The sequence below is a fragment of the Streptomyces sp. NPDC059787 genome (genome assembly GCF_042732315.1).
GTDB classification, from domain to species: Bacteria; Actinomycetota; Actinomycetes; order Streptomycetales; family Streptomycetaceae; genus Streptomyces; species Streptomyces atrovirens.
Window position 1 is genome coordinate 246,314 of the sequence record NZ_JBHWHX010000004.1, and the last position, 23,025, is coordinate 269,338.

General features: G+C 70.7%; 26 protein-coding genes. 24 read left to right on the forward strand and 2 right to left on the reverse strand.

The features are described from left to right. Positions 1-157 precede the first annotated feature (157 nt). Complete coding sequence (ffh, locus tag ACFV5H_RS06000; RefSeq protein ID WP_385193080.1) at positions 158-1,708, forward strand: signal recognition particle protein; 1,551 nt, start codon at positions 158-160, stop codon at positions 1,706-1,708. A gap of 60 nt (positions 1,709-1,768) precedes the next feature. On the opposite strand, the gene ACFV5H_RS06005 is transcribed toward ffh, so the two are convergent. After that, positions 1,769-2,620, reverse strand: coding sequence for a methyltransferase domain-containing protein (locus ACFV5H_RS06005; protein WP_385193082.1), 852 nt, complete (start codon positions 2,618-2,620; stop codon positions 1,769-1,771). Positions 2,621-3,204: 584 nt separating this feature from the next. Between ACFV5H_RS06005 and ACFV5H_RS06010 the strand changes: the two genes are divergently transcribed. The 17 genes from ACFV5H_RS06010 to ACFV5H_RS06090 all read left to right on the forward strand — a co-directional run bounded on the left by ACFV5H_RS06010 (position 3,205) and on the right by ACFV5H_RS06090 (position 16,317). Next, positions 3,205-3,807 (forward strand): hypothetical protein, encoded by a 603-nt coding sequence (locus ACFV5H_RS06010; RefSeq protein ID WP_385193084.1) that lies wholly within the window; start codon positions 3,205-3,207, stop codon positions 3,805-3,807. A 374-nt stretch (positions 3,808-4,181) separates the two neighbouring features. Next, complete coding sequence (gene rpsP / locus ACFV5H_RS06015; RefSeq protein ID WP_030866131.1) at positions 4,182-4,601, forward strand: 30S ribosomal protein S16; 420 nt, start codon at positions 4,182-4,184, stop codon at positions 4,599-4,601. A 2-nt stretch (positions 4,602-4,603) separates the two neighbouring features. Beyond that, positions 4,604-4,843, forward strand: coding sequence for an RNA-binding protein (locus tag ACFV5H_RS06020; RefSeq protein ID WP_005479813.1), 240 nt, complete (start codon positions 4,604-4,606; stop codon positions 4,841-4,843). 109 nt (positions 4,844-4,952) lie between these two features. Then, a complete protein-coding gene (rimM, locus tag ACFV5H_RS06025) occupies positions 4,953-5,522 on the forward strand; it encodes a ribosome maturation factor RimM (RefSeq protein ID WP_385193087.1) in 570 nt (189 codons plus the stop codon). Beyond that, on the forward strand, positions 5,522-6,355 hold the full coding sequence (gene trmD / locus ACFV5H_RS06030) for a tRNA (guanosine(37)-N1)-methyltransferase TrmD (RefSeq protein ID WP_385055626.1): 834 nt from the start codon (positions 5,522-5,524) through the stop codon (positions 6,353-6,355). Before rimM ends, trmD begins: the two co-directional genes overlap by 1 nt. Positions 6,356-6,488: 133 nt before the next feature. Beyond that, the gene (gene rplS, locus ACFV5H_RS06035; protein WP_004924850.1) at positions 6,489-6,839 is read left to right on the forward strand and encodes a 50S ribosomal protein L19; all 351 of its coding nucleotides are present in this window, start codon (positions 6,489-6,491) and stop codon (positions 6,837-6,839) included. A gap of 45 nt (positions 6,840-6,884) precedes the next feature. Continuing rightward, positions 6,885-7,616, forward strand: coding sequence for a signal peptidase I (gene lepB / locus ACFV5H_RS06040; RefSeq protein ID WP_385055622.1), 732 nt, complete (start codon positions 6,885-6,887; stop codon positions 7,614-7,616). Beyond that, on the forward strand, positions 7,609-8,676 hold the full coding sequence (gene lepB, locus ACFV5H_RS06045) for a signal peptidase I (protein ID WP_385055620.1): 1,068 nt from the start codon (positions 7,609-7,611) through the stop codon (positions 8,674-8,676). The genes lepB (ACFV5H_RS06040) and lepB (ACFV5H_RS06045) overlap by 8 nt, the downstream gene beginning before the upstream one ends. Further along, the gene (lepB, locus tag ACFV5H_RS06050; RefSeq protein WP_385055617.1) at positions 8,588-9,577 is read left to right on the forward strand and encodes a signal peptidase I; all 990 of its coding nucleotides are present in this window, start codon (positions 8,588-8,590) and stop codon (positions 9,575-9,577) included. Before lepB (ACFV5H_RS06045) ends, lepB (ACFV5H_RS06050) begins: the two co-directional genes overlap by 89 nt. Before the next feature lie 33 nt (positions 9,578-9,610). Then, on the forward strand, positions 9,611-10,372 hold the full coding sequence (gene lepB / locus ACFV5H_RS06055) for a signal peptidase I (protein ID WP_385055614.1): 762 nt from the start codon (positions 9,611-9,613) through the stop codon (positions 10,370-10,372). Then, on the forward strand, positions 10,362-10,889 hold the full coding sequence (locus ACFV5H_RS06060) for an NUDIX hydrolase (RefSeq protein ID WP_385193089.1): 528 nt from the start codon (positions 10,362-10,364) through the stop codon (positions 10,887-10,889). Before lepB (ACFV5H_RS06055) ends, ACFV5H_RS06060 begins: the two co-directional genes overlap by 11 nt. Positions 10,890-10,942: 53 nt before the next feature. Beyond that, the gene (locus ACFV5H_RS06065) at positions 10,943-11,251 is read left to right on the forward strand and encodes a DUF2469 domain-containing protein (RefSeq protein ID WP_003965949.1); all 309 of its coding nucleotides are present in this window, start codon (positions 10,943-10,945) and stop codon (positions 11,249-11,251) included. Between the two features lie 79 nt (positions 11,252-11,330). Further along, entirely contained in the window at positions 11,331-11,759 is a 429-nt protein-coding gene (locus ACFV5H_RS06070; protein WP_385055608.1) for a YraN family protein, read from the forward strand. Between the two features lies 1 nt (position 11,760). Next, entirely contained in the window at positions 11,761-13,386 is a 1,626-nt protein-coding gene (locus tag ACFV5H_RS06075; protein ID WP_385193091.1) for a YifB family Mg chelatase-like AAA ATPase, read from the forward strand. Then, positions 13,383-14,543, forward strand: a complete 1,161-nt coding sequence (gene dprA, locus ACFV5H_RS06080; protein ID WP_385055603.1) for a DNA-processing protein DprA — start codon at positions 13,383-13,385, stop codon at positions 14,541-14,543. Before ACFV5H_RS06075 ends, dprA begins: the two co-directional genes overlap by 4 nt. A 282-nt stretch (positions 14,544-14,825) precedes the next feature. Next, positions 14,826-15,668 (forward strand): RNA polymerase sigma factor WhiG, encoded by an 843-nt coding sequence (gene whiG, locus ACFV5H_RS06085; RefSeq protein WP_385055600.1) that lies wholly within the window; start codon positions 14,826-14,828, stop codon positions 15,666-15,668. A gap of 91 nt (positions 15,669-15,759) precedes the next feature. Further along, positions 15,760-16,317: a TetR/AcrR family transcriptional regulator gene (locus tag ACFV5H_RS06090; RefSeq protein WP_385055639.1), complete on the forward strand. Its 558-nt coding sequence runs from the start codon at positions 15,760-15,762 to the stop codon at positions 16,315-16,317. A 340-nt stretch (positions 16,318-16,657) separates the two neighbouring features. On the opposite strand, the gene ACFV5H_RS06095 is transcribed toward ACFV5H_RS06090, so the two are convergent. Next, positions 16,658-17,263: a M23 family metallopeptidase gene (locus ACFV5H_RS06095; RefSeq protein ID WP_385193094.1), complete on the reverse strand. Its 606-nt coding sequence runs from the start codon at positions 17,261-17,263 to the stop codon at positions 16,658-16,660. 282 nt (positions 17,264-17,545) lie between these two features. Here ACFV5H_RS06095 and rpsB point away from each other — a divergent pair, with 282 nt between their 5' ends. The 6 genes from rpsB to ACFV5H_RS06125 all read left to right on the forward strand — a co-directional run bounded on the left by rpsB (position 17,546) and on the right by ACFV5H_RS06125 (position 22,946). Then, complete coding sequence (rpsB, locus tag ACFV5H_RS06100; protein ID WP_385193096.1) at positions 17,546-18,430, forward strand: 30S ribosomal protein S2; 885 nt, start codon at positions 17,546-17,548, stop codon at positions 18,428-18,430. A gap of 155 nt (positions 18,431-18,585) precedes the next feature. Then, complete coding sequence (gene tsf, locus ACFV5H_RS06105; protein WP_385055594.1) at positions 18,586-19,422, forward strand: translation elongation factor Ts; 837 nt, start codon at positions 18,586-18,588, stop codon at positions 19,420-19,422. A gap of 191 nt (positions 19,423-19,613) precedes the next feature. Then, positions 19,614-20,372: a UMP kinase gene (gene pyrH / locus ACFV5H_RS06110; protein WP_030866081.1), complete on the forward strand. Its 759-nt coding sequence runs from the start codon at positions 19,614-19,616 to the stop codon at positions 20,370-20,372. A 120-nt stretch (positions 20,373-20,492) separates the two neighbouring features. Beyond that, positions 20,493-21,050, forward strand: a complete 558-nt coding sequence (gene frr / locus ACFV5H_RS06115; protein WP_073937044.1) for a ribosome recycling factor — start codon at positions 20,493-20,495, stop codon at positions 21,048-21,050. Next, a complete protein-coding gene (locus ACFV5H_RS06120) occupies positions 21,050-22,171 on the forward strand; it encodes a phosphatidate cytidylyltransferase (protein ID WP_385193100.1) in 1,122 nt (373 codons plus the stop codon). The genes frr and ACFV5H_RS06120 overlap by 1 nt, the downstream gene beginning before the upstream one ends. A 334-nt stretch (positions 22,172-22,505) precedes the next feature. Continuing rightward, positions 22,506-22,946 carry a peptidase inhibitor family I36 protein gene (locus ACFV5H_RS06125; RefSeq protein ID WP_385055586.1) on the forward strand — a complete coding sequence of 147 codons (441 nt, stop codon included), beginning with the start codon at positions 22,506-22,508 and terminating at the stop codon, positions 22,944-22,946. Positions 22,947-23,025 lie beyond the last annotated feature (79 nt).

The following is a 23,025-nucleotide window of genomic DNA, read 5'->3' on the forward strand; positions in this document are numbered from 1 at the left end:
GGCAGCATTTCCAAGCTGCTTGGGATTCTCTGCTCCCCGCCGACGCGGGGTTCCGTCCCTGCCCGTTCTCTGCTGCGGGCAGGGACGATTTGCTTGCCGGTCCGGATACCCTGGAGGGCAGCCCGTACCGACTCCGACCCTGAGGACCGACGCCGCCGTGTTCGACACTCTCTCCGACCGCCTCAGCGCGACCTTCAAAAATCTCCGCGGAAAAGGCCGGCTGAGCGAAGCGGACATCGACGCCACGGCGCGTGAGATCCGCATCGCTCTGCTGGAAGCGGACGTGGCCCTGCCGGTCGTCCGCACGTTCATCAAGAACGTCAAGGAGCGCGCGCTCGGCGCCGAGGTCTCCAAGGCGCTGAACCCGGCGCAGCAGGTGCTCAAGATCGTCAACGACGAGCTGATCACCATCCTCGGCGGCGAGACCCGCCGCCTGCGCTTCGCCAAGCAGCCGCCGACCGTGATCATGCTGGCCGGTCTGCAGGGTGCCGGTAAGACCACCCTCGCGGGCAAGCTCGGCCGCTGGCTGAAGGAGCAGGGCCACTCGCCGGTGCTGGTCGCCGCCGACCTCCAGCGCCCCAACGCCGTCAACCAGCTCAGCGTCGTCGCCGAGCGCGCGGGCGTCGCCGTCTACGCGCCCGAGCCGGGCAACGGCGTGGGCGACCCGGTGAAGGTCGCCAAGGACTCCATCGACTTCGCGAAGACCAAGGTCCACGACATCGTGATCGTGGACACCGCCGGCCGCCTGGGCATCGACCAGGAGATGATGCAGCAGGCCGCGGACATCCGCGACGCCGTCTCCCCGGACGAGATCCTGTTCGTCGTCGACGCGATGATCGGTCAGGACGCCGTCAACACCGCCGAGGCGTTCCGCGACGGCGTCGGCTTCGACGGCGTGGTGCTCTCCAAGCTCGACGGTGACGCGCGCGGTGGTGCGGCGCTGTCGATCCGGCAGGTCACCGGCAAGCCGATCATGTTCGCGTCCAACGGTGAGAAGCTCGACGAGTTCGACGCCTTCCACCCGGACCGGATGGCCTCCCGCATCCTCGACATGGGTGACCTGCTCACCCTGATCGAGCAGGCGGAGAAGACGTTCAGTCAGGAAGAGGCCGAGAAAATGGCCTCCAAGCTGGCGTCGAAGAAGGGCCAGGACTTCACCCTGGACGACTTCCTGGCCCAGATGGAGCAGGTCCGGAAGATGGGCAGCATCTCGAAGCTGCTCGGCATGCTCCCCGGCATGGGCCAGATCAAGGACCAGATCAACAACCTGGACGAGCGGGACGTCGACCGCACCGCCGCGATCATCAAGTCGATGACCCCGGCCGAGCGCCAGGAGCCGACGATCATCAACGGCTCGCGCCGTGCCCGTATCGCCAAGGGCTCCGGTGTCGAGGTCAGCGCCGTCAAGGGCCTGGTCGAGCGGTTCTTCGAGGCCCGCAAGATGATGTCCCGCATGGCCCAGGGCGGCGGCATGCCGGGGATGCCCGGGATGCCGGGCATGGGCGGCGGGCCCGGCCGGACGAAGAAGAAGCAGAAGCAGGCCAAGGGCAAGCAGCGCTCCGGCAACCCGATGAAGCGCAAGCAGCAGGAGCAGGAGGAGGCCGCGCGCCGCGCCGCCGCCGCGGAGGGCGCGGGCGCCTTCGGGCTGCCGCAGCAGGGCGGCAAGGACTTCGAGCTGCCCGACGAGTTCAAGAAGTTCATGGGCTGAGACCCACGCCGGTACGTCACTGGGGCGCCCCTCGTGCGAGGGGCGCCCCAGTGGCGTGTCTCAGGGCGTGCGCGCGACGAGGTACCGGAACACGTTCGGCATCCACACGGTCCCGTCCTGCCGCTGGTAGGGATGCAGGGCCTCCGCCAGTTCCTTGTCGACCTGCACCTGGTCCGTGGCCGTGACCGCCGGGTCGAACAGCCCGGTCGACTTCAGGCCCCGTACCGCACTGTCCGTGTCGGCGTAACCGAACGGGCAGGCCACCCGCCCGGAGCCGTCCGGCCTCAGCCCCGCCCGCGCGGCGACCCGCTCCAGGTCGTCGCGGTCCGTGGGGCGCCAGGTGCCCGCGCCGCGCAGCGGCTCCGCCAGCTTGGTGGCCACCCGGAGCACGGACGCCGTGGCGCACCGCTCCGGCGGACCCCAGCCGGCCAGCACCACGGCCGCTCCGCGCCCGGCGAGCGGCACCGCCTCGGCGAGCAGATCGGCCAGCCCCTCCGCGTCGCCCGCGAGGCAGCCGATCGGCTCGAAGGCGGTTACGACGGTGTACGCGTCCGTACGAGCGGCCTGGGAGGGTGAGCCGTGCACGATCCGGTTGTCGCCGCGCGCGCGTGGCTCCCGCTGCTCGTCGGGCAGCAGCCGCTCCCGCGCGAGGGCCAGCCGGTCGGCACAGGTGTCGACGCCGGTGACCGCGGCACCGCGCGAGGCCGCCATCAGCAGGGCCAGCCCGGAGCCGCAGCCGAGGCCGAGCAGCCGTGTCGTGGACCCCACGTCCAGTCGCTCGTAGACGGCCTCGTAGAGCGGTACGAGCATCCGCTCCTGGATCTCGGACCAGTCACGCGCGCGTGCACGTAGGTCCACACGGGGGACGGCCCCCGTGTGAGGCGGGTGCTGCCGCACGAGCGTAGGTGTCATAGGTAAGCGCCCCAATCAGCCGAGAGTTGCCGCAGTGCCCCGTTCCCTGGCCCCCGTGCAGTGCGCCCCGCACACCCCCCGTATGCCAGGAAACTCCGCCCTCGTCGTGTCGTCCAGTGGAATGCGGCGGCGGTCGGCAGTCGGCTTGTGCCAGTGGCAAGAATTCACATTCCGGTAATCCCGGGCCGTCCGGCCCGCAATGCGAAGGCACCCGTACGCCGGTTCCGGCCAAGGTCGACGGAACCGGGAGCGGCTTGTGGCGGGGCGGTGCGCGGTCGCGGGGGCGGACCCGGTAACGTCGCGCCCGAGGCGTGCCCGTCGAACGGGGCGCCGGGTCCCCGCGAGAGCGACCGAAACGCCTCTTGCACACCCGCGAGCCCCACGCGCACCGCCGCGCGGAGACCGCTTACACGTGGGGGCGTACGTCAGCCTACGCACCACCTTGAGGCGAGCTGTGAGGCTTCTCCGCAGATCAGCGCACCCGTACTCGTCAGGACGCATCAGCGGCAACTGACGGGTACGTGCAAATTATTTGGGATGCCCCGGAATCGGAACACAGAGGCACCCAGGCTCGTTGTCATTACGTGAGCACGACACAGACACCACCTGTTCTCGCCGCAGAGCTGGCGCAGGCGTGGGCCGATATTCAGCGGTACCACCCCGAGCTGCCCGATCTTGCCGCGCCCGAGTCCCTGATCGGGGAGTCGTCGTCCGCGTGCGGTCACGAACTCTCCTTCGAACGACTGCTGCACGAGGCAGTCCACGGCGTCGCCGCCGCGCGCGGTGTACGCGACACATCCCGCGCCGGCCGCTACCACAACCGCAGATTCCTCGCGATCGCCGAGGAACTGGGCCTGGACCACCCCGAGGAACCGCATCCCAGCAGCGGCTTCTCCCTGGTCACGCTCACTCCCGAGGCGAAGCGCCGCTACCGCCCGACGACGGAGCGCCTCCAGCGCGCCCTGAAGGCCCACTCCGCGGCGACCGCGGGCGACACGGCCCGCAGCTTCCGCGGACCGGCCGCGCGGCACGGCTCCTCCGGGGGCGGCGTCCGCGTCAAGGCCGTCTGCGACTGCGGCCGCAACGTCCGCGTCGTCCCCTCGGTCCTCGCCCAGGCCCCCATCGTCTGCGGCGGCTGCGGCAAACCCTTCCAGATCCCAGAAGTGGTAGCAGCAGCAGCGAGCTGACGGTCCCGGCATCTCGTGGATGCCGGGACCACCCCGCCGCTCCCGCTGCCGCTCCCCGCTCTCCGCGGGCAGTCGTGCCGCTGGGGCGGCACGGGTGGGTGCGACGGCACCCCCGCAAGCGCCGGGCAGCGCGAACACTCCCCGGCCCGCACCGACGCGGGGCACCCTGTACCGCGCCGGGCGCCCGTCAATCCCGCCCACCCCTCGGTCACCCCCGCCCCACAGGGTGTGGCAGAATGGCTAGCTGTACTCGACAGCCGCACAGGACCCCTCTCTCCTCCGGCTGACGCGTCCATCGGGCACTCGGGTACCGCAACCCCACGCGGCATCTCCCGCCGTGCCCAACCACGTCAAAATCAGGAGAGTCCACTCCCGTGGCAGTCAAGATCAAGCTGAAGCGTCTGGGCAAGATCCGTTCGCCTCACTACCGCATCGTCGTCGCCGACTCCCGTACCCGCCGTGACGGCCGGGCCATCGAGGAGATCGGCAAGTACCACCCGACGTACAACCCGTCGGTGATGGAGGTCGACGCCGAGCGCGTGGCGTACTGGCTCGGTGTCGGCGCCCAGCCGACCGAGCCCGTGCTCGCCATCCTGAAGAAGACCGGCGACTGGCAGAAGTTCAAGGGCGAGCCCGCCCCGGCTCCGCTGCTGCAGGCGGCCGAGAAGCCCGCCCGTCCGTCCTTCGAGGCGCTCGGTGGCGAGGACGAGGGCAAGGGTGAGGCGATCACCCAGAAGAAGAAGGCTGAGAAGAAGGACGAGGCCGCCGCCGAGTCCGCGTCGACCGAGGCCTGAGCATGCTCGAGGAGGCTCTCGAGCACCTCGTGAAGGGCATCGTCGACAACCCTGACGATGTGCAGGTCGCCTCGCGCGACCTGCGCCGCGGACGCGTGCTCGAGGTCCGGGTCCACCCGGACGACCTCGGCAAGGTGATCGGCCGCAACGGCCGCACCGCACGCGCTCTGCGTACCGTCGTGGGCGCCATCGGCGGCCGTGGTGTCCGTGTCGACCTCGTCGACGTGGACCACGTCCGCTGACGCCAAACGCAGCACCGGCTCGGGCCGGGGAGGGCCACTGGGCCGTCCCCGGCCCGCAGTCGTATGAGCCGTGAGTGGCTCGTCGCAGTTCGACAGGAGATCAAGCACAGTGCAGCTGGTAGTCGCTCGTATCGGCCGTGCCCATGGCATCAAGGGCGAGGTCACCGTGGAGGTCCGTACCGACGAACCGGAGCTGAGGCTCGGGCCCGGTGCCGTCCTGGCCACCGACCCCGCCTCCGTCGGGCCGCTCACCATCGAGACCGGCCGCGTCCACAGCGGCCGCCTCCTGCTGCGCTTCGAGGGCGTCCGCGACCGCAACGGCGCCGAGGCCCTGCGCAACACCCTCCTCATCGCCGACGTCGACCCGGACGAGCGGCCCGAGGACGAGGACGAGTACTACGACCACCAGCTGATCGACCTCGACGTCGTCACGAAGGACGGCGAGCAGGTCGGCCGGATCACCGAGATCTCGCACCTGCCCACCCAGGACCTCTTCGTGGTCGAGCGCCCCGACGGCACCGAGGTGTACGTGCCGTTCGTCGAGGAGATCGTCACCGAGATCGACCTGGAGGAGCAGCGCGCGGTCATCGACCCGCCGCCGGGGCTGATCGACGACCGCGCGGAGATCGCCTCGTCCAGGGACGCGGGGGACACGGGGGACGCGGAGGACGAGGCGTAATGCGGCTCGACGTCGTCACGATCTTCCCCGAGTACCTCGAACCGCTGAACGTCTCCCTCGTGGGCAAGGCACGCGCGCGCGGTCAGCTCGACGTCCACGTGCACGACCTGCGCGACTGGACGTACGACCGGCACAACACGGTCGACGACACCCCGTACGGCGGTGGCCCCGGCATGGTCATGAAGACCGAGCCGTGGGGAGACGCGCTGGACTCGGTCCTGGCGGACGGTTACGAGACCGGCTCCCGCGAGCCGGCCCTGATCGTCCCCACCCCCAGCGGCCGTCCCTTCACCCAGGAACTCGCCGTCCAGCTCTCCGAGCGCCCCTGGCTGGTCTTCACCCCGGCCCGCTACGAGGGCATCGACCGCCGTGTCATCGACGAGTACGCCACCCGGATGCCCGTGTACGAGGTGTCCATCGGCGACTACGTGCTGGCCGGCGGCGAGGCGGCGGTCCTCGTCGTCACGGAGGCCGTCGCACGGCTGCTCCCCGGCGTCCTCGGCAACGCCGAGTCGCACCGCGACGACTCCTTCGCGCCCGGGGCCATGGCGAGCCTTCTGGAGGGCCCCGTCCACACCAAGCCGCCGCAGTGGCGCGGGCGCGGCATCCCGGACGTGCTGCTCAGCGGCCACCACGGGAAGATCGCCCGCTGGCGGCGCGACGAGGCGCTGCGCCGGACCACCGCCAACCGGCCCGACCTCATCGAGCGCTGCGACCCCGGGGCGTTCGACAAGAAGGACCGCGAGATGCTGTCCATCCTGGGCTGGGAACCGGACCCCGCCGGAGAGCCGTACGGCCGATTTTGGCGCAGGACCGACGGCGTGGAAGAATAGGCCGCTGCTGTGCGTCGTCCGGCGTGCGCCCCTGCCGCAGGGGGACACGACGCCCGTCCCGAACCGCACGGCATCGATCCCAGCCTCTAGTTGCCGTTGATGACCTGCGGCATCAGCGAAGAAAGCAGACGAAATGTCTCACCTGCTCGACTCCGTCGACTCCGCGTCGCTGCGCAGCGACGTCCCCGCCTTCCGTCCCGGTGACACCGTGAACGTCCACGTGCGCGTCATCGAGGGCAACCGCTCCCGTGTGCAGCAGTTCAAGGGCGTGGTCATCCGCCGTCAGGGTGCCGGCGTGCGCGAGACCTTCACGGTCCGCAAGGTCTCCTTCTCCGTCGGCGTCGAGCGCACCTTCCCGGTGCACACCCCGATCGTGGAGAAGATCGAGCTCGTCACCCGCGGTGACGTCCGCCGCGCCAAGCTGTACTACCTGCGCGAGCTGCGCGGCAAGGCGGCGAAGATCAAGGAGAAGCGCGAGAACTGAGCGCTTTACCGGCGTCATATCGCGGCCGGATAGCATCTGGCCCCGATGGACACCGAAGCACAGCCGACGGAGCGCGACCGCTCCCTCCCCCCGGCCGGACCCGAGAACACCTCGGGGACGGCGGGGCCGGAGGGGCGGTCGCGTTCCGCGTTGGTGTCGCGACTCACGCCATGGCTGCCCGGCGGACGGATTACCCTGACCCTGCTGCTCTGCCTGCTGTTCCTGCTGGCGGTGAACACGTTCGTGGCGCGGCCGTTCCAGATCCCCAGCGGATCGATGGAACACGGATTGAGGGTCGGGGACCGCGTGCTCGTAAACAAGTTGGCATACCGCTTCGGCGCCGGGCCGCGGCGCGGTGACGTGATCGTGTTCGACGGCACCGGGTATTTCGGTGACGCCGACTACGTCAAACGGGTCGTCGGGGTGGGTGGGGACCATGTGGTCTGCTGTGACGCGGAGGGGAGGATCCGGGTGAACGGCCGGTCGGTCGACGAGTCGGGCTTCCTGTTCCCCGGCGACAGCCCCTCCACGGTGCCCTTCGACGTCGTCGTGCCCGACGGGCGCCTGTTCGTCCTCGGTGACCACCGCAGCAACTCCAGCGACTCCCGCGACCGCCTCGGCTCGCCCGGCGGCGGCATGGTCCCGGTCGACAGCGTGATCGGCCGCGCCGACGGGATCGTATGGCCCTTCGACCACGCCACCCGGCTGCACCGGCCCGACGCCTACGCGCGCGTGCCCGCCCCGGAGACGGACGCGGCGGGGGGCACCCATGGGTAACCGCGGCAAACCCCGCGGCGTCCCGGACAGCGCCGCGGAGAACCTGCTGCCCACCGGCTCCCGCCGCGCGGCCGGTCCGGGACCCGGACGCAGCCGGGCCGAGCGGCGCAAGCTCCAGCGCAAGGTCAAGCGGCGCCGCAGGCGCAGCGCCGTCAAGGAGATCCCCCTCCTCGTGGGTGTCGCCGTCGTGATAGCGCTGGTGCTGAAGACGTTCCTCGTCCAGGCCTTCGTCATTCCGTCCGGCTCCATGGAGCAGACGATCCGGATCGGCGACCGGGTGCTGGTCGACAAGCTCACCCCGTGGTTCGGCTCCAAGCCGCAGCGCGGGGACGTCGTCGTGTTCAAGGACCCCGGCGGCTGGCTCCAGGACGAGCAGACCACGCCGAAGAAGGACGACCCCGTCGGGATCAAGCAGATCAAGGACGGGCTCACCTTCATCGGACTGCTGCCGTCCGAGGACGAGAAGGACCTCATCAAGCGGGTCGTCGGCGTCGGCGGCGACCGCGTCCAGTGCTGCGACAAGCAGGGCCGGGTCACCGTCAACGGCGTCCCCCTGAACGAGGACTACCTGTACCCCGGCAACGCCCCGTCCACGACTCCGTTCGACATCACCGTCCCCGAGGGGCGGCTGTGGGTGATGGGCGACCACCGGGCGAACTCCGCCGACTCCCGTTCCCACCAGGACACCGACTACGGCGGCACCGTCTCCGAGGACGAGGTGGTGGGCCGGGCCATGGTCATCGCCTGGCCGCTCGGCCACTGGAGCACACTGGAGGAACCGACGGCCTACGCGTCCGTGTCGGACTCGGCGCCGGGGTCGACCGCTGCCGCCCCGCTGTCGCATAGGGTTGCCCCGGACGATCCCGATGGGATGGTCCAGCTCCCGAGCCCTGCGGAACTCCCGCTCGTTATGGGAGTGGTGGGCCTGCGCCGGGCATGGCGCGGGCGGCGGCAGAGAGTGAGGAGTTGGCGTGGGGGATGCGGCGGTTGGCGCACGGTCCGGGCGCGGGGGCGAGGAGCACCGCGGACGTCCCGTGGAAGCGGCGGGTCCGGCGGCTGACGACTTCGTGACCTCCGGGAACGACTCCCCGGCGGGTGACGGCGACGGACCCGGGGACAAGCAGCCACCCACGGCGCGAGGCGGTTCGGGCGACGACACCCCCCAGGCGAAGCAGCCCCGCTCCTTCTGGAAGGAACTGCCGATCCTGATCGGTATCGCGCTGGTGCTGGCGCTGCTGATCAAGACGTTCCTGGTGCAGGCGTTCTCCATCCCCTCCGACTCGATGCAGAACACCCTCCAGCAGGGCGACCGGGTGCTCGTCGACAAGCTCACCCCCTGGTTCGGCTCCGAGCCCGAGCGCGGTGAGGTCGTCGTCTTCCACGACCCCGACAACTGGCTGGCCGGCGAGCCGACGCCCGACCCCAACCCCCTGCAGAAGGTCCTCAGCTGGATCGGTCTGATGCCGTCCGCGGAGGAGAAGGACCTGATCAAGCGGGTCATCGGGGTCGGCGGTGACACGATCGAGTGCAAGGGCACCGGCCCGCTGAAGGTCAACGGCATGGCGCTGAACGAGCCGTACGTGTATCCCGGCAACACTCCGTGCAGCCAGGACGACCAGGGCGGCCAGTTCAAGGTGAAGGTCCCCGAGGGCCACATCTGGGTCATGGGCGACCACCGGCAGAACTCCCGTGACTCGCGCTACAACCAGGCCGACAAGAACAAGGGCATGGTCCCCGTGGACAAGGTCGTCGGCCGCGCCGTCGTCATCGCCTGGCCGGTCAACCGCTGGACCAACCTGCCCGTCCCGGACACCTTCGACCAGCCCGGCCTGGCCGCCGGACCGTCGCCCGCCGCGGCCCTGACGACCGCGCCCCAGGGACTCGCGCTCGCGGGCGCGGTGCCGCTGGTGCTCTGGCGGCGCAGGCGGTACGGCGTCGGAGAGGGCCGCCGGGAGGGCTGACCCTGTCCGGTACCGCCGGGTAGGGTGCCGCCCATGAGTGGTCAGAGCACGACGCGTACGGTCCCCGGCAACAGGAGCCCGGGCAGCAGGACCGGGCAGCGTCTGTCCGGGCTGGCCGTGGCCCTGGGCCTGGTGATGTTCCTCGGCGGATTCGTCTGGGGAGCGGTGCTGTACCGGCCGTACACCGTGCCCACCCCGTCGATGGCGCCGACGATCGGTGCCGGTGACCGGGTGCTGGCCGAGCGCATCGACGGTGGTGACGTCCGCCGTGGTGACGTGGTCGTCTTCACGGACACGACGTGGTCGGACCTCCCCATGGTGAAGCGGGTGGTCGCCGTCGGCGGTGACACGGTCTCCTGCTGCCAGGACGGCAGGCTGGAGGTCAACGGCGAGGAGATCGACGAGCCGTATCTCGCCGAGGGCACGGCGGCCGAGTTCGGCGCCATCCCCGAGGTGACCGTGCCGAAGGGGCGCCTGTTCCTGCTCGGTGACGAGCGCTCCGGGTCGCTGGACTCCACGGCCCATCTGACCGACGCCGCCGGCGGCACCGTCTCCCGCGACGCGGTCCAGGCCAGGGTCGACGCCGTGGTCTGGCCGATGGAAGGCATGCTCGAGGCGCCCACCGGCTTCGAACAGCTCGGCGCGCTCTCCTCGCCGGGGCCGCTCAGGACCGTCATCGCGCTGGTGATCGCCGGTACCGTGCTCGTTCTCGGCGGGGCCGCGTACGGTCCCTTCGCCAAGCGGGCGGGTGCGACCGGGGCCCGGGCCGACGCGGGGACCGCCGGTGCCCGCTGAGTCCGTCCCGGCGGCCGAGGACTCCTGCACGGGCGGACTGCGCAGGGTCGCCCGGGTCGTCCTGCTCGACCCGCGGGACCGCATCCTGCTGCTGCACGGCCACGAACCGGACGACCTCGCCGACGACTGGTGGTTCACGCCCGGCGGCGGCGTGGAGGGCGACGAGACCCGTGAGCAGGCCGCCCTGCGGGAACTCGCCGAGGAGACCGGCATCACCGAGGTCGACCTCGGGCCCGTACTGTGGCGGCGGAGGTGCTCCTTCCCGTTCGCCGGCCGCCGCTGGGACCAGGACGAGTGGTACTACCTCGCCCGCACCACCCAGACCGCGACCGCGGCCACGGCGCTGACCGAGCTGGAGCGGCGCAGTGTCGTCGGAGCACGCTGGTGGACGTGCCCGGAACTCGCCCGGACGCATGAGACGGTGTATCCGACCAGACTCGCCGGGCTGCTGCGCACACTGCTCGACGAAGGTCCCCCGGCCGGACCCGTGACCCTGGACACCGAAATCGTCCAGTGACGCCCGGGACTGGCGCACAATGGTGGGATCGCACGGCTGAAGGGGAACATGCCATGAGCGCCGAGGACCTCGAGAAGTACGAGACCGAGATGGAGCTCAAGCTCTACCGGGAGTACCGCGATGTCGTCGGTCTGTTCAAATACGTGATCGAGACCGAACGGCGTTTCTATCTCACCAACGACTACGAGATGCAGGTGCACTCGGTCCAGGGCGAGGTGTTCTTCGAGGTGTCGATGGCGGACGCCTGGGTCTGGGACATGTACCGGCCGGCCCGGTTCGTGAAGCAGGTCCGTGTGCTGACGTTCAAGGACGTGAACATCGAGGAGCTCAACAAGAGCGACCTGGAGCTGCCGGGCGGGTGACCGGCGCACTCGTGCGGGTGGCGGAGTTGTCCACAGCCGCCGAGTTCCGCACCAAGATCCACTCCGTCGGGCGGGATGCGTGACCGTTGGCGCCGGAGGTGGTGCCGACATGAACGCACAGAAAACGCGGAACGCGCAGAACGGACATCGGGCACGCGGCGCACTCGGCAGGTACGGCGAGACACTGGCCGCACGGCGGCTGGCCCAGGCCGGGATGACGGTCCTGCAGCGCAACTGGCGCTGCGGCAGGACCGGCGAGATCGACATCGTGGCCCGCGACGGGGACGCCCTGGTCGTCTGCGAGGTGAAGACCCGAAGGGCAGGCCCCTTCCAGCACCCCATGGAGGCGGTCACGGCGGCCAAGGCCGACCGCCTGCGGGGCCTCGCCGAACGCTGGCTCCAGGAACACGGGGGAGCGCCGCCCGGCGGGGTCCGCATCGACCTGGTCGGCGTGCTGCTGCCGGCCCGCGGCGCACCCGTCGTCGAGCACGTCCGGGGGGTGGCCTGACATGGGGTTCGCGCGTACGTGCTCGGTGACGCTGGTGGGCGTGGAGGGCGTGGTCGTGGAGGTCCAGGCCGACCTGGAGCCCGGGGTCGCGGCCTTCACCCTGGTGGGGCTGCCGGACAAGAGCCTGACGGAGAGCAGGGACCGGGTCAGGGCGGCCGTGGTCAATTCCGGCGGCGAGTGGCCGCAGAAGAAACTCACCGTGGGACTCAGTCCCGCGTCGGTCCCGAAGGCCGGCAGCGGTTTCGACCTGGCGGTCGCCTGCGCCGTGCTCGGCGCCGCCGAACGGATCGATCCGCGGGTGCTCGGCGACATCGTCATGATCGGCGAGCTGGGCCTTGACGGCCGGGTGCGGCCGGTGCGCGGCATCCTGCCGGCGGTACTGGCCGCGGCCGACGCGGGATACGAGCAGGTGGTGGTGCCCGAGTGCGCCGCCGCCGAGGCCTCGCTGGTGCCGGGCGTGTCCGTCCTGGGCGTCCGCAGCCTGCGCCAGCTGATCGCGGTGCTCACCGACGAGCCCGTGCCGGAGGAGGACGCCGAGGACCGGACGCGGCCCGACCCGCTGCTGGCGGGGCTGCGCGCCCCGGGCACCGGAGCGGACACCGGGATGCACAGCGTCGGCGCGGCATCGCACGACCAGGGCCATGACCTCGCGGACGTCGTGGGCCAGCTCGCGGCGCGGACGGCCGTGGAGGTGGCCGCGGCGGGCGGACACCACCTCTTCCTGGAGGGACCGCCGGGCGCCGGCAAGACCATGCTCGCGGAGCGGCTGCCGTCGATCCTGCCGCCGCTGGACCGGCAGGCCTCGCTCGAGGTGACGGCCGTGCACTCGGTGGCGGGGCTGCTCCCCGTGGGCAGACCCCTGATCGACACGGCCCCCTACTGCGCCCCGCACCACTCGGCCACCATGCAGGCACTCGTCGGCGGCGGCGCCGGTACGGTCCGGCCGGGAGCGGTGTCCCTCTCGCACCGGGGCGTCCTCTTCCTGGACGAGACACCGGAGTTCAGCAGCAAGGCCCTGGACGCCCTGCGGCAGCCGCTGGAGTCCGGACACGTGATCATCGCGCGCAGCGCCGGTGTCGTGCGCTTTCCGGCGCGCTTCCTGATGGTGCTCGCCGCCAACCCGTGCCCCTGCGGGCGTTTCTCCCGGACGAACGAGCAGTGCGAGTGCCCGCCCTCGGCGATCCGCCGCTACCAGGCCAGACTGTCCGGGCCGTTGCTCGACCGGGTCGACCTGCGGGTCGAGGTCGACCGCGTCACGCGTGACGAACTGACGGCGGGCGGCGCCCGGGGCGACACCACCGCCACGGTCGCCGACCGGGTGCGGACGGCCCGGGACCGTGCCGCGGCGCGGCTCACCGGCACCCCGTGGCGCACCAACAGCGAGGTCCCCGGACGAGAGCTGCGCAGCCGCTGGCACGCCGCGCCCGGCGCCATGGACGACGCCGAGCGGAGCCTGGAACGGGGCGTGCTCACCGCCCGGGGGCTCGACCGGGTCCTGCGGGTCGCCTGGACCGTCGCCGACCTGGCCGGCCACGAGCGGCCCGGCGCCGCGGACGTCGCCCTCGCCCTGCAACTGCGCACCGGCGTCCCGCGCGGGGTGCCCATGGCCATCGGGGCGGGGGTGTGAGCGCCGTGGACGGACCCGACGGCGAACTGCTCGGCCGGGTCCTCCTCACCCGGGTCGTCGAACCCGGTGACGAGACCGGCGGGCGCTGGGTGCGGGAGCTCGGCGTGGACGCCGTGGTGCGACGGCTGCGGGAGCGGGGAGATCCGCTGCCGGGGGTGAGCGGGAAGCGGTGGGCCGGGTTACTGGCCCGGGCCGAGCGGGCCGAGCCGCGCAGGGACCTCGCCGTTGCGCGGGACGCCGGGGTGCGCTTCGTGGCTCCCGGCACCCCGCAATGGCCCGGGCAGCTCGACGACCTGGGCGACGCCCGGCCGCTCGGGCTGTGGGTGCGCGGGGGAGCGGACCTGCGGATGTGGGCGCTGCGCTCGGTCGCCGTCGTCGGCGCCCGCGCCTGCACCGAGTACGGCGCGCACATGGCCGCCACCCTCTCCGCCGGCCTCGCCGAACGCGGCTGGATCGTGGTCTCCGGCGGCGCCTACGGGGTCGACGGCGCCGCCCACCGCGGCGCCCTCGGCTCGGGCGGCGCCACCGTCGCCGTACTCGCCTGCGGAGTCGACCGGCCCTACCCGCGCGGCCACACCGGGCTGATCGGCAGGATCGCCGAACAGGGACTGGTCGTCGGCGAGTTGCCGCCCGGTGATCACCCGACACCGAGCAGGTTCATCCTCCGCAACAGGGTGATCGCCGCGCTCACCCGGGGCACCGTCGTCGTCGAGGCCGCTCACCGCAGCGGCTCCCTGGTGACCGCCCGGGCGGCCCGCCGTCTGGGACGCCACACGATGGGAGTACCGGGGCCGGCCACCAGCGGGCTCTCCGCCGGGGTGCACGAACTGCTGCGGCAGGACGCGGTGCTGGTCACCGACGCCGCCGAGGTCGTCGAACTGGTCGGCGACATGGGCGAACTCGCGCCGGAACGCCGGGGGCCGGTGCTGCCCCGGGACCTGCTCGACCCGGCCGGACGGCAGGTCCTCGCCGCGCTGCCGGGGCGCGGAACGGCCCGGCCGGAGGAGATCGCGCTCGCCGCGCAGACCACCCCGGACGACGCGATCGCCAGACTGTACGAACTACGAGCACTTGGTTACGTCGAACGACACGGCGACGGCTGGAAGTTGACGCGCCAGGCGATGATCCCGGTCCGGGACGGTCCCGAGCCTCGTTGACGCAGCGTGTTCGGCCGTCCGGGGGAACCCCGACACCCCTTGGAATTTACGTCAGTTGGGCTACCCCGTCGGTCACTCAGAGCGACGGGTGTGCCCCGGTGGAACGGCATCCGGAACGAATCTGCGCACGGTTCCACCTCGCTTCTTCGCACACCGCGACGCCGCAGTCACGCTACGCTCACGAGGACCCCGACACGGACAGGCAAGGACAGGCACCCAGACATCGGACAGACAGCGCATCCAGGCAGCACCAGTCCACGGCAGAACGGCACAAGGCGACGAATGCCCCAGCACACCTCCGGGTCCGACCGGGCGGCGATCCCCCCAGCCGCCCGCGACGGTGGCAGCGTGCGGCCGCCCGCTCCCTCGACGCTCGACGAGCTGTGGCGGTCGTACAAGGCGACGGGGGACGAAAGGCTGCGGGAGCAGCTGATCCTGCACTACTCGCCGCTGGTGAAGTACGTCGCCGGCCGGGTCAGCGTGGGGCTGCCGCCCAATGTGGAGCAGGCGGACTTCGTCTCCTCCGGGGTCTTCGGGCTGATCGACGCGATCGAGAAGTTCGACGTCGACCGGGAGATCAAGTTCGAGACCTACGCGATCACCCGCATCCGGGGCGCGATGATCGACGAGCTGCGGGCGCTGGACTGGATCCCGCGCTCGGTGCGGCAGAAGGCGCGGAACGTGGAGCGTGCCTACGCCACGCTGGAGGCGCAGCTGCGGCGCACCCCCTCCGAGAGCGAGGTCGCAGGCGAGCTGGGTATCGCCGTGGACGAGCTGCGCGCGGTTTTCAGCCAGTTGTGGCTTGCGAACGTTGTCGCCCTGGAGGAGCTGCTGCACGCCGGGGGCGACAGCGGCGATCAGCTCAGCTTCATGGACACCCTGGAGGACACCGCCGCCGACAACCCGGTGGAGGTGGCCGAGGACCGGGAGCTGCGACGGTTCCTCGCGCGGGCCATCAACACGCTGCCGGAGCGGGAGAAGACCGTGGTCACGCTGTACTACTACGAGGGGCTCACCCTCGCCGAGATCGGCAATGTGCTGGGCGTGACCGAGAGCCGGGTCAGCCAGATCCACACCAAGTCCGTGCTGCAGCTGCGCGCCAAACTGGCGGGCTTCGGCCGCTGAGCCCTTCCGGCTCGGAGCAGGCCGGTCCTCTGGCCGCCACGGGCGGGGCGTCCGTAAAGTGGTCGACGTGCCAAGGATTCGAGCGGCCTCCGTGGCCGAGCACCGGTCGATGCAGCGAGCCGCCCTGCTGGACGCGGCACGCTCCCTGCTGTCCGAGGGCGGTACGGAGGCGCTGACCTTCCCGGCCCTCGCCGAGCGCACCGGCCTCGCGCGTTCGTCCGTGTACGAGTACTTCCGCTCGCGGGCCGCCGTGGTCGAGGAGCTGTGCGAGGTCGACTTCCCGGTCTGGGCGGCGGAGGTCGAGGCGGCCATGGCGGTCGCCGGCGGCGCCGAGGCCAAGATCGAGGCGTACGTCCGCAAGCAGCTGGAACTGGTCGGGGACCGGCGGCACCGCGCCGTGGTCGCGATCTCCGCGAGCGAGCTCGACGCCGGCGCCCGGGAGAAGATCCGCGCGGCCCACGGCGGCCTCATCGCGATGATCGTCGAGGCCCTGGCCGACCTGGACCACGCCGAGCCCCGCCTCGCGGCGATGCTCCTCCAGGGCGTCGTCGACGCGGCCGTACGCCGCATCGAGCTGGGCGCGGCGGAACACCCCGAAGCGATCACCGAAGCGGCCGTCTCGATGGCCCTCAGAGGCGTACGCGGCTGACGGCCACGCCACGGCGGCGTCTTCCCCGACCGCTCCTTCGAAGCCCGCCGGACAGCCTCCCCGGCTCCCGCCACCCCGGACCGCCATGGGCCACGCACGGTCCGGCCGCACGGCGCTCCGGCATGGCCGCACCTGTCGGCGGTCACCCCTTCGGGGCTGCTCGGCGGTGTCGCCCGGCTCCCGTGGCCCTGTACCGACGTGAGGCATGCTCAGTTCGACCGTACGGGTCCGGTGCGGCCGATCCTGTCGGTGGTCGCTTCTTCGGGGGCGCTCGGCGGTGTCGCCCGGCTCCTGCGGCTCTGTACCGGTGCGGGTCGCGCTCGGTCCGGTCCTGGGCCGCTCAGGCCGGCACCGGTACCCCGAGCACCGGTAGCAGTCTTGACGGGCCTCCGCGCAGGAGCCACGGGGGGAGCAGGGTGAGCGGATTCAGGTAGGCGTCGTTCCTCAGCAGGCCCCAGTGGACGCACGGGGCAGTGCAGTGGGAGCCCGTGGGTTCCACCGTGCCGATCACCTCGCCCGCCGTCACCTCGTCGTCCTCGGTCACCGACGCGCGGACCGGTTCGTAGGTGGTGCGCAACGGGGGGTCGCCCGTCCCGGTCAGCTCCACCGAGACGACGCCCTTTCCGGCCACCCGGCCCGCGAAGGAGACCCGCCCCGCCGCCACCGCCCGTACCGGCGTCCCCGGCGAAGCCGCCAGGTCCACGCCCCGGTGCCCGCGCCCGTACACCGTCGCCGGCGGCTCCCAGCCGCGCAGCACCCGCGGCCGTACCCCCACCGGCCACACCCGTCCGACGGCCGGCGTCCCGGCGTCCTCACCCGCCGGCGCCACCGCTCCCGCCCCCGCCGCCGACAGGCCCGGCGGAGGCGGGGCCAGCAGCGCCGCCAGGGTCAGGACCACCAGAAGGACCAGTCGCGTACACGCCCTCGTGAATGCACTCTTTCGCATGCCGCAGAGCCTTCCGGACATCCGTGACCACCGCCCGGACCCGTGGACCACCGGCCGTTTGTGGACAACGGCGTCACCCGGCGCCTCGCGGGTCCCGTACACTTCTGGTGGCGACCCGGGCCACCGGGTCGACTTCGCACGCCCCGACATCAGGACCGGTCACGGCCGGAACCCGGATGTCAGCGCCCCTCGGTCCTTCGTGGCAACGGCGCGTCGTGGGCGTCAGGCGCGGAAGCCGTCCGGCATCCGCGGCACAACCGAGAAATTCAAGGAGATACGGCCATGGCCGTCGTCACGATGCGGGAGCTGCTGGAGAGCGGCGTCCACTTCGGTCACCAGACCCGTCGTTGGAACCCGAAGATGAAGCGCTTCATCTTCACGGAGCGCAACGGCATCTACATCATCGACCTGCTCCAGTCGCTGTCGTACATCGACCGCGCCTACGAGTTCGTCAAGGAGACCGTCGCCCACGGCGGCACGGTCATGTTCGTCGGCACGAAGAAGCAGGCGCAGGAGGCCATCGCCGAGCAGGCCTCCCGCGTCGGCATGCCCTACGTCAACCAGCGCTGGCTGGGCGGCATGCTCACCAACTTCTCGACCGTCTACAAGCGTCTGCAGCGCCTCAAGGAGCTCGAGCAGATCGACTTCGAGGACGTGGCCGCCTCCGGCCTCACCAAGAAGGAGCTGCTGGTTCTCTCCCGCGAGAAGGCCAAGCTGGAGAAGACCCTCGGTGGTATCCGCGAGATGCAGAAGGTGCCCAGCGCCGTCTGGATCGTGGACACCAAGAAGGAGCACATCGCGGTCGGCGAGGCCCGGAAGCTCAACATCCCGGTCGTCGCCATCCTCGACACCAACTGCGACCCCGACGAGGTCGACTACAAGATCCCGGGCAACGACGACGCGATCCGCTCCGTCACCCTGCTCACCCGCGTGATCGCCGACGCCGTCGCCGAGGGCCTGATGTCCCGCTCCGGTGTCGCCGAGGCCGGCAAGGGCGAGAAGGCCGCCGGTGAGCCGCTGGCCGAGTGGGAGCGCGACCTGCTCGCGGGCGAGAAGAAGGCCGACGAGAAGAAGGCCGAGGAGGCCGCTCCGGCCGCCGAGGCCGAGCAGCCGGCTGAGGCCCCCGCCGCTGAGGCCGCCCCGGCCGCCGAGGCCGAGCAGGCCTGACCGCCCCGTCAGAGCCGATGACGGCGGGAGCGGTGACAAGTGCTCCGCTCCCGCCGTTCACCCGTAGGTCAGCGGCGAGTCGGAGACCTGCCCTCAGGTAGGTCCTGACCCGCAGATCTCCGAACCTCCAGACTTCGAGAAAGATTCACAGACTCATGGCGAACTACACCGCCGCCGACGTCAAGAAGCTCCGGGAGCTCACCGGCGCCGGCATGATGGACTGCAAGAAGGCGCTGGACGAGGCCGAGGGCAACGTCGAGAAGGCCGTCGAGGCGCTCCGCATCAAGGGCCAGAAGGGCGTCGCCAAGCGCGAGGGCCGCTCCGCCGAGAACGGCGCCGTGGTCTCGATCATCGCCGACGACAACTCCTCCGGCGTCCTCGTCGAGCTGAAGTGCGAGACGGACTTCGTCGCCAAGGGCGACAAGTTCCAGGCCGTGGCCACCACCATCGCCGAGCACGTCGTCAAGACCTCCCCGGCCGACCTCGAGGCCCTGCTCGCCTCCGAGATCGAGGCCGGCAAGACCGTCCAGGCGTTCGTGGACGAGGCCAACGCCAACCTGGGCGAGAAGATCGTCCTGGACCGCTTCGCCCAGTTCGCCGACGGCTACGTGACGGCGTACATGCACCGCACGATGCCCGACCTGCCCCCGCAGATCGGTGTGCTCGTCGAGTTCGACAAGCCGAACGCCGAGGTCGCCAAGGGCGTCGCCCAGCACATCGCCGCCTTCGCGCCGAAGTACCTCTCCAAGGAGGACGTGCCGGCCGAGGTCGTCGAGTCCGAGCGCCGTGTCGCCGAGGAGACCACCCGCGCCGAGGGCAAGCCCGAGGCCGCCCTGCCGAAGATCGTCGAGGGTCGCCTCAACGGCTTCTTCAAGGACGCCACGCTGCTCGGCCAGCCCTACGCGCTGGACAACAAGAAGTCCGTCCAGAAGATCCTGGACGAGGCCGGTGTCACCCTGAAGCGCTTCACGCGCATCAAGGTCGGCATCTGAGTCCGTACCGCGACGGGCGCGCGACCCCGATAGGGTCGACAGCAGTCGTTCGGACACGCGTCCACGCACGCGCGCGTGCCGGACGACAGCAGATCTGACGAGGAGGCCATTGCCGCATGGGATGCGAAGCACACCCCACCGGCAATGGCCTTCTTCGTATGTGCAACACGTGAAAGAGGCGGGATCCGACGATGACCACCAAGGCTGAGAAGAGCGACGACGGCAAAGTGAGCGGCCGGTTCCTGCTGAAGCTGTCCGGGGAGGCCTTCTCCGGTGGCGGGGGCCTGGGCGTCGACCCCGACGTGGTGCACGCCATCGCGCGTGAGATCGCGGCCGTCGTACGGGACGGCGCGCAGATCGCGATCGTCATCGGCGGCGGCAACTTCTTCCGCGGCGCCGAACTCCAGGTGCGCGGCATGGACCGCGCCCGCTCCGACTACATGGGCATGCTCGGCACCGTGATGAACTGCCTCGCCCTCCAGGACTTCCTGGAGAAGGAGGGCGTCGACTGCCGCGTGCAGACCGCCATCACCATGGGGCAGGTCGCCGAGCCCTACATTCCGCTGCGCGCCGTACGGCACCTGGAGAAGGGCCGCGTGGTCATCTTCGGCGCCGGAATGGGCATGCCGTACTTCTCCACCGACACCACCGCCGCCCAGCGCGCCCTGGAGATCGACGCCGAGGCGCTGCTCATGGGCAAGAACGGTGTGGACGGCGTCTACGACTCCGACCCGAAGACCAACCCGGACGCCGTGAAGTTCGACGCGCTCGGCTACGGCGAGGTCATCACCCGGGACCTGAAGGTCGCCGACGCCACGGCCGTCACGCTCTGCCGTGACAACAGCCTCCCGATCGTCGTCTTCGAACTCCTGAAGGAGGGCAATATCGCCCGCGCCGTCAAGGGTGAGAAGATCGGCACGCTGGTGGGCGACCAAGCCGGCCGCAACTGACCGGGGGATGGACAATGTCCTGCCGGTCGGGAACCGTGCAGGAAGAAGACGCGACGCAGCCGGCCGCCGCCCCGACGGGGAACCGCGGCCGGGCCTACTCAAGACACGCAGGAGCAAGTGGTGATCGAAGAGACCCTCCTCGAGGCCGAGGAGAAGATGGAGAAGGCCGTCGTGGTCGCCAAGGAGGACTTCGCCGCGATCCGCACCGGCCGTGCGCACCCGGCGATGTTCAACAAGATCGTGGCCGACTACTACGGCGCGCTGACGCCGATCAACCAGCTGGCCTCGTTCTCCGTGCCCGAGCCGCGCATGGCCGTGGTGACCCCGTTCGACAAGAGCGCCCTGCGCAACATCGAGCAGGCGATCCGCGACTCCGACCTGGGCGTCAACCCGAGCAACGACGGCAACATCATCCGGGTGACGTTCCCCGAGCTCACCGAGGAGCGTCGCCGTGACTACATCAAGGTCGCCAAGACCAAGGGCGAGGACGCGAAGGTCTCCATCCGTTCCGTCCGCCGCAAGGCCAAGGACGCCATCGACAAGCTGATCAAGGACGGCGAGGTCGGCGAGGACGAGGGCCGCCGTGCGGAGAAGGAGCTCGACGACACCACCGCGAAGTACGTCGCCCAGGTGGACGAGCTCCTGAAGCACAAGGAAGCGGAGCTGCTCGAGGTCTGATGAACGACTCTTCCTGGGGGACGCCGCAGACCGGGTACTGGGGACCGTCCGACCACGGGCCCGGCCAGGGAGCTGCCCCGGCGGGTCCCGCGTACGATGCGCACTACGCGCAGCACACTCGCCCCATGCCCGTGGTGCCCGACCTACCCGAACACGGCGGAGACCAGGATGTGGACCGGGGGGCCGCTCGGCTGAGCGGCCCCTTGTTCCGAGACGAACCGACGCGGGCCCGACCCCTTCCGGGGGAGGTGCCGCAGAATCCGGAGCCCATGCCCGACGCCCCGCAGCCGGCACCCGCACCGCAGAAGAAGAGCGCGGGGCGCGATCTCGGTGCCGCGATAGGCGTCGGCGTCGGACTCGGCGTGGTGATCGTCGCGTCGCTGTTCGTCGTCAAGGCCGTCTTCGTCGGCGTGGTCGCCGTCGCCGTGGTGGTGGGCCTGTGGGAGCTGACGTCGCGGCTGCGGGAGCGCAAGGGCATCGAGGCGCCCTTGGTGCCGCTCGCGCTGGGCGGTGCGGCCATGGTCGTCGCCGGGTACGCCCGGGGTGCCGAGGGCGCGTGGGTCGCCATGGCGCTCACCGCGCTGTCGGTGCTGGTCTGGCGTATGACGGCGCCGCCCGAGGGCTACCTCAAGGACGTCACGGCGGGTGTCTTCGCGACGTTCTACGTGCCGTTCCTGGCGACCTTCGTCACGATGATGCTCACCGCCGACGACGGCCCGTGGCGCGTCCTGACCTTCCTGCTGCTGACCGTCGTCAGCGACACCGGCGCGTACGCGGTCGGCTGGCGCTTCGGCAGGACCAAGCTCGCCCCGCGCATCAGCCCCGGCAAGACCCGCGAGGGCCTGCTGGGCGCGGTGACCTTCGCGATGGTCGTCGGCGCGCTGTGCATGCAGTACCTGATCGACGACGGCAGCTGGTGGCAGGGCCTGCTGCTCGGCCTCGCGGTCGCGGCCAGCGCCACACTGGGCGACCTGGGCGAATCCATGATCAAGCGCGACCTGGGCATCAAGGACATGGGCACCCTGCTCCCGGGTCATGGGGGCATCATGGACCGCCTGGACTCCCTGCTGCCGACGGCGCCGGTGGTGTGGCTGCTGCTCGTCCTCTTCGTCGGCGGCTGAGACCTTCGGTCCGAGCGCCTTCGAGCCCCCGTCCCCTGCGGACGGGGGCTCGCTGTTTGTGGCCCGTACGCGCTCCATGGCGCTCGGGCGTCCCCCGGCGGCCCTGCCCGACGTACGGGGAGGTGCGCGCCGGTCCGCTGAACCTCTCCATCGGTGTCCACCGTCAGGACCGGCATTTATGGTCTCAATGGACGAACGGGATACCAACCGGCATTCTTTCGAAAAGATCAGGCCAATGCATTGGATCTTGTCCGAAAAATGATTGTTGCCGACATTGTGTCGCCCTTAAGGTTGGCGGGCCAAGTCCTGGTGAATTGACAAGAAAAGAGGGCACGTGAAGATCGCTCGGAAGTTCATTCCTCTGGCCTTCGTTCTGCCCATCGCGGCCGGATCGATGCTGGGAACCGCTTCGACGGCTCAGGCCTACACGGGCAAGGGCTGTGACCTGACCACCGAATGGTGCGGAGTCTTCTTCTACAACAGCAACTTCGAGGGTTCGCGCACGGCCTTCATGAAGGACAGCGTGCCCAACCTTGCCGGTTACACCTTCCTGGACTACGGCACGGGCCAGGGCCAGGCCGTGAAGAACAACGCGGCCTCGTTCATCAACGGCGGCGAAGCCAACATGACGGTCTTCTACAACAGCAACTACAGCGGTCCGTGCGACTCCTTCAAGCCGCTGTCCGCCGCGCCCCGACTGCGTAACACCTACAACGAGAACGCCTCGCTGCGATTCGGCTACACGTCGACCGGTTGCTACACCTGGACCGCCTGAGGTATCAGGAAAACCCCTGCACCGGTCCATGCGGCCCGTGCGGGGTTTTCTTTTGCATCGAGTACGTTCCGCGTTCGCA

Excerpts from the sequence above, each read along its gene's own strand:
- ACFV5H_RS06005 (WP_385193082.1), bottom strand. The coding sequence starts at position 2,620 with ATGACACCTACGCTCGTGCGGCAGCACCCGCCTCACACGGGGGCCGTC.
- ACFV5H_RS06020 (WP_005479813.1), top strand. The coding sequence starts at position 4,604 with ATGCTCGAGGAGGCTCTCGAGCACCTCGTGAAGGGCATCGTCGACAAC.
- trmD (WP_385055626.1), top strand. The coding sequence starts at position 5,522 with ATGCGGCTCGACGTCGTCACGATCTTCCCCGAGTACCTCGAACCGCTG.
- rplS (WP_004924850.1), top strand. The coding sequence starts at position 6,489 with ATGTCTCACCTGCTCGACTCCGTCGACTCCGCGTCGCTGCGCAGCGAC.
- lepB (WP_385055622.1), top strand. The coding sequence starts at position 6,885 with ATGGACACCGAAGCACAGCCGACGGAGCGCGACCGCTCCCTCCCCCCG.
- lepB (WP_385055620.1), top strand. The coding sequence starts at position 7,609 with ATGGGTAACCGCGGCAAACCCCGCGGCGTCCCGGACAGCGCCGCGGAG.
- lepB (WP_385055614.1), top strand. The coding sequence starts at position 9,611 with ATGAGTGGTCAGAGCACGACGCGTACGGTCCCCGGCAACAGGAGCCCG.
- ACFV5H_RS06065 (WP_003965949.1), top strand. The coding sequence starts at position 10,943 with ATGAGCGCCGAGGACCTCGAGAAGTACGAGACCGAGATGGAGCTCAAG.
- ACFV5H_RS06075 (WP_385193091.1), top strand. The coding sequence starts at position 11,761 with ATGGGGTTCGCGCGTACGTGCTCGGTGACGCTGGTGGGCGTGGAGGGC.
- whiG (WP_385055600.1), top strand. The coding sequence starts at position 14,826 with ATGCCCCAGCACACCTCCGGGTCCGACCGGGCGGCGATCCCCCCAGCC.
- ACFV5H_RS06095 (WP_385193094.1), bottom strand. The coding sequence starts at position 17,263 with ATGCGAAAGAGTGCATTCACGAGGGCGTGTACGCGACTGGTCCTTCTG.
- rpsB (WP_385193096.1), top strand. The coding sequence starts at position 17,546 with ATGGCCGTCGTCACGATGCGGGAGCTGCTGGAGAGCGGCGTCCACTTC.
- tsf (WP_385055594.1), top strand. The coding sequence starts at position 18,586 with ATGGCGAACTACACCGCCGCCGACGTCAAGAAGCTCCGGGAGCTCACC.
- pyrH (WP_030866081.1), top strand. The coding sequence starts at position 19,614 with ATGACCACCAAGGCTGAGAAGAGCGACGACGGCAAAGTGAGCGGCCGG.
- ACFV5H_RS06120 (WP_385193100.1), top strand. The coding sequence starts at position 21,050 with ATGAACGACTCTTCCTGGGGGACGCCGCAGACCGGGTACTGGGGACCG.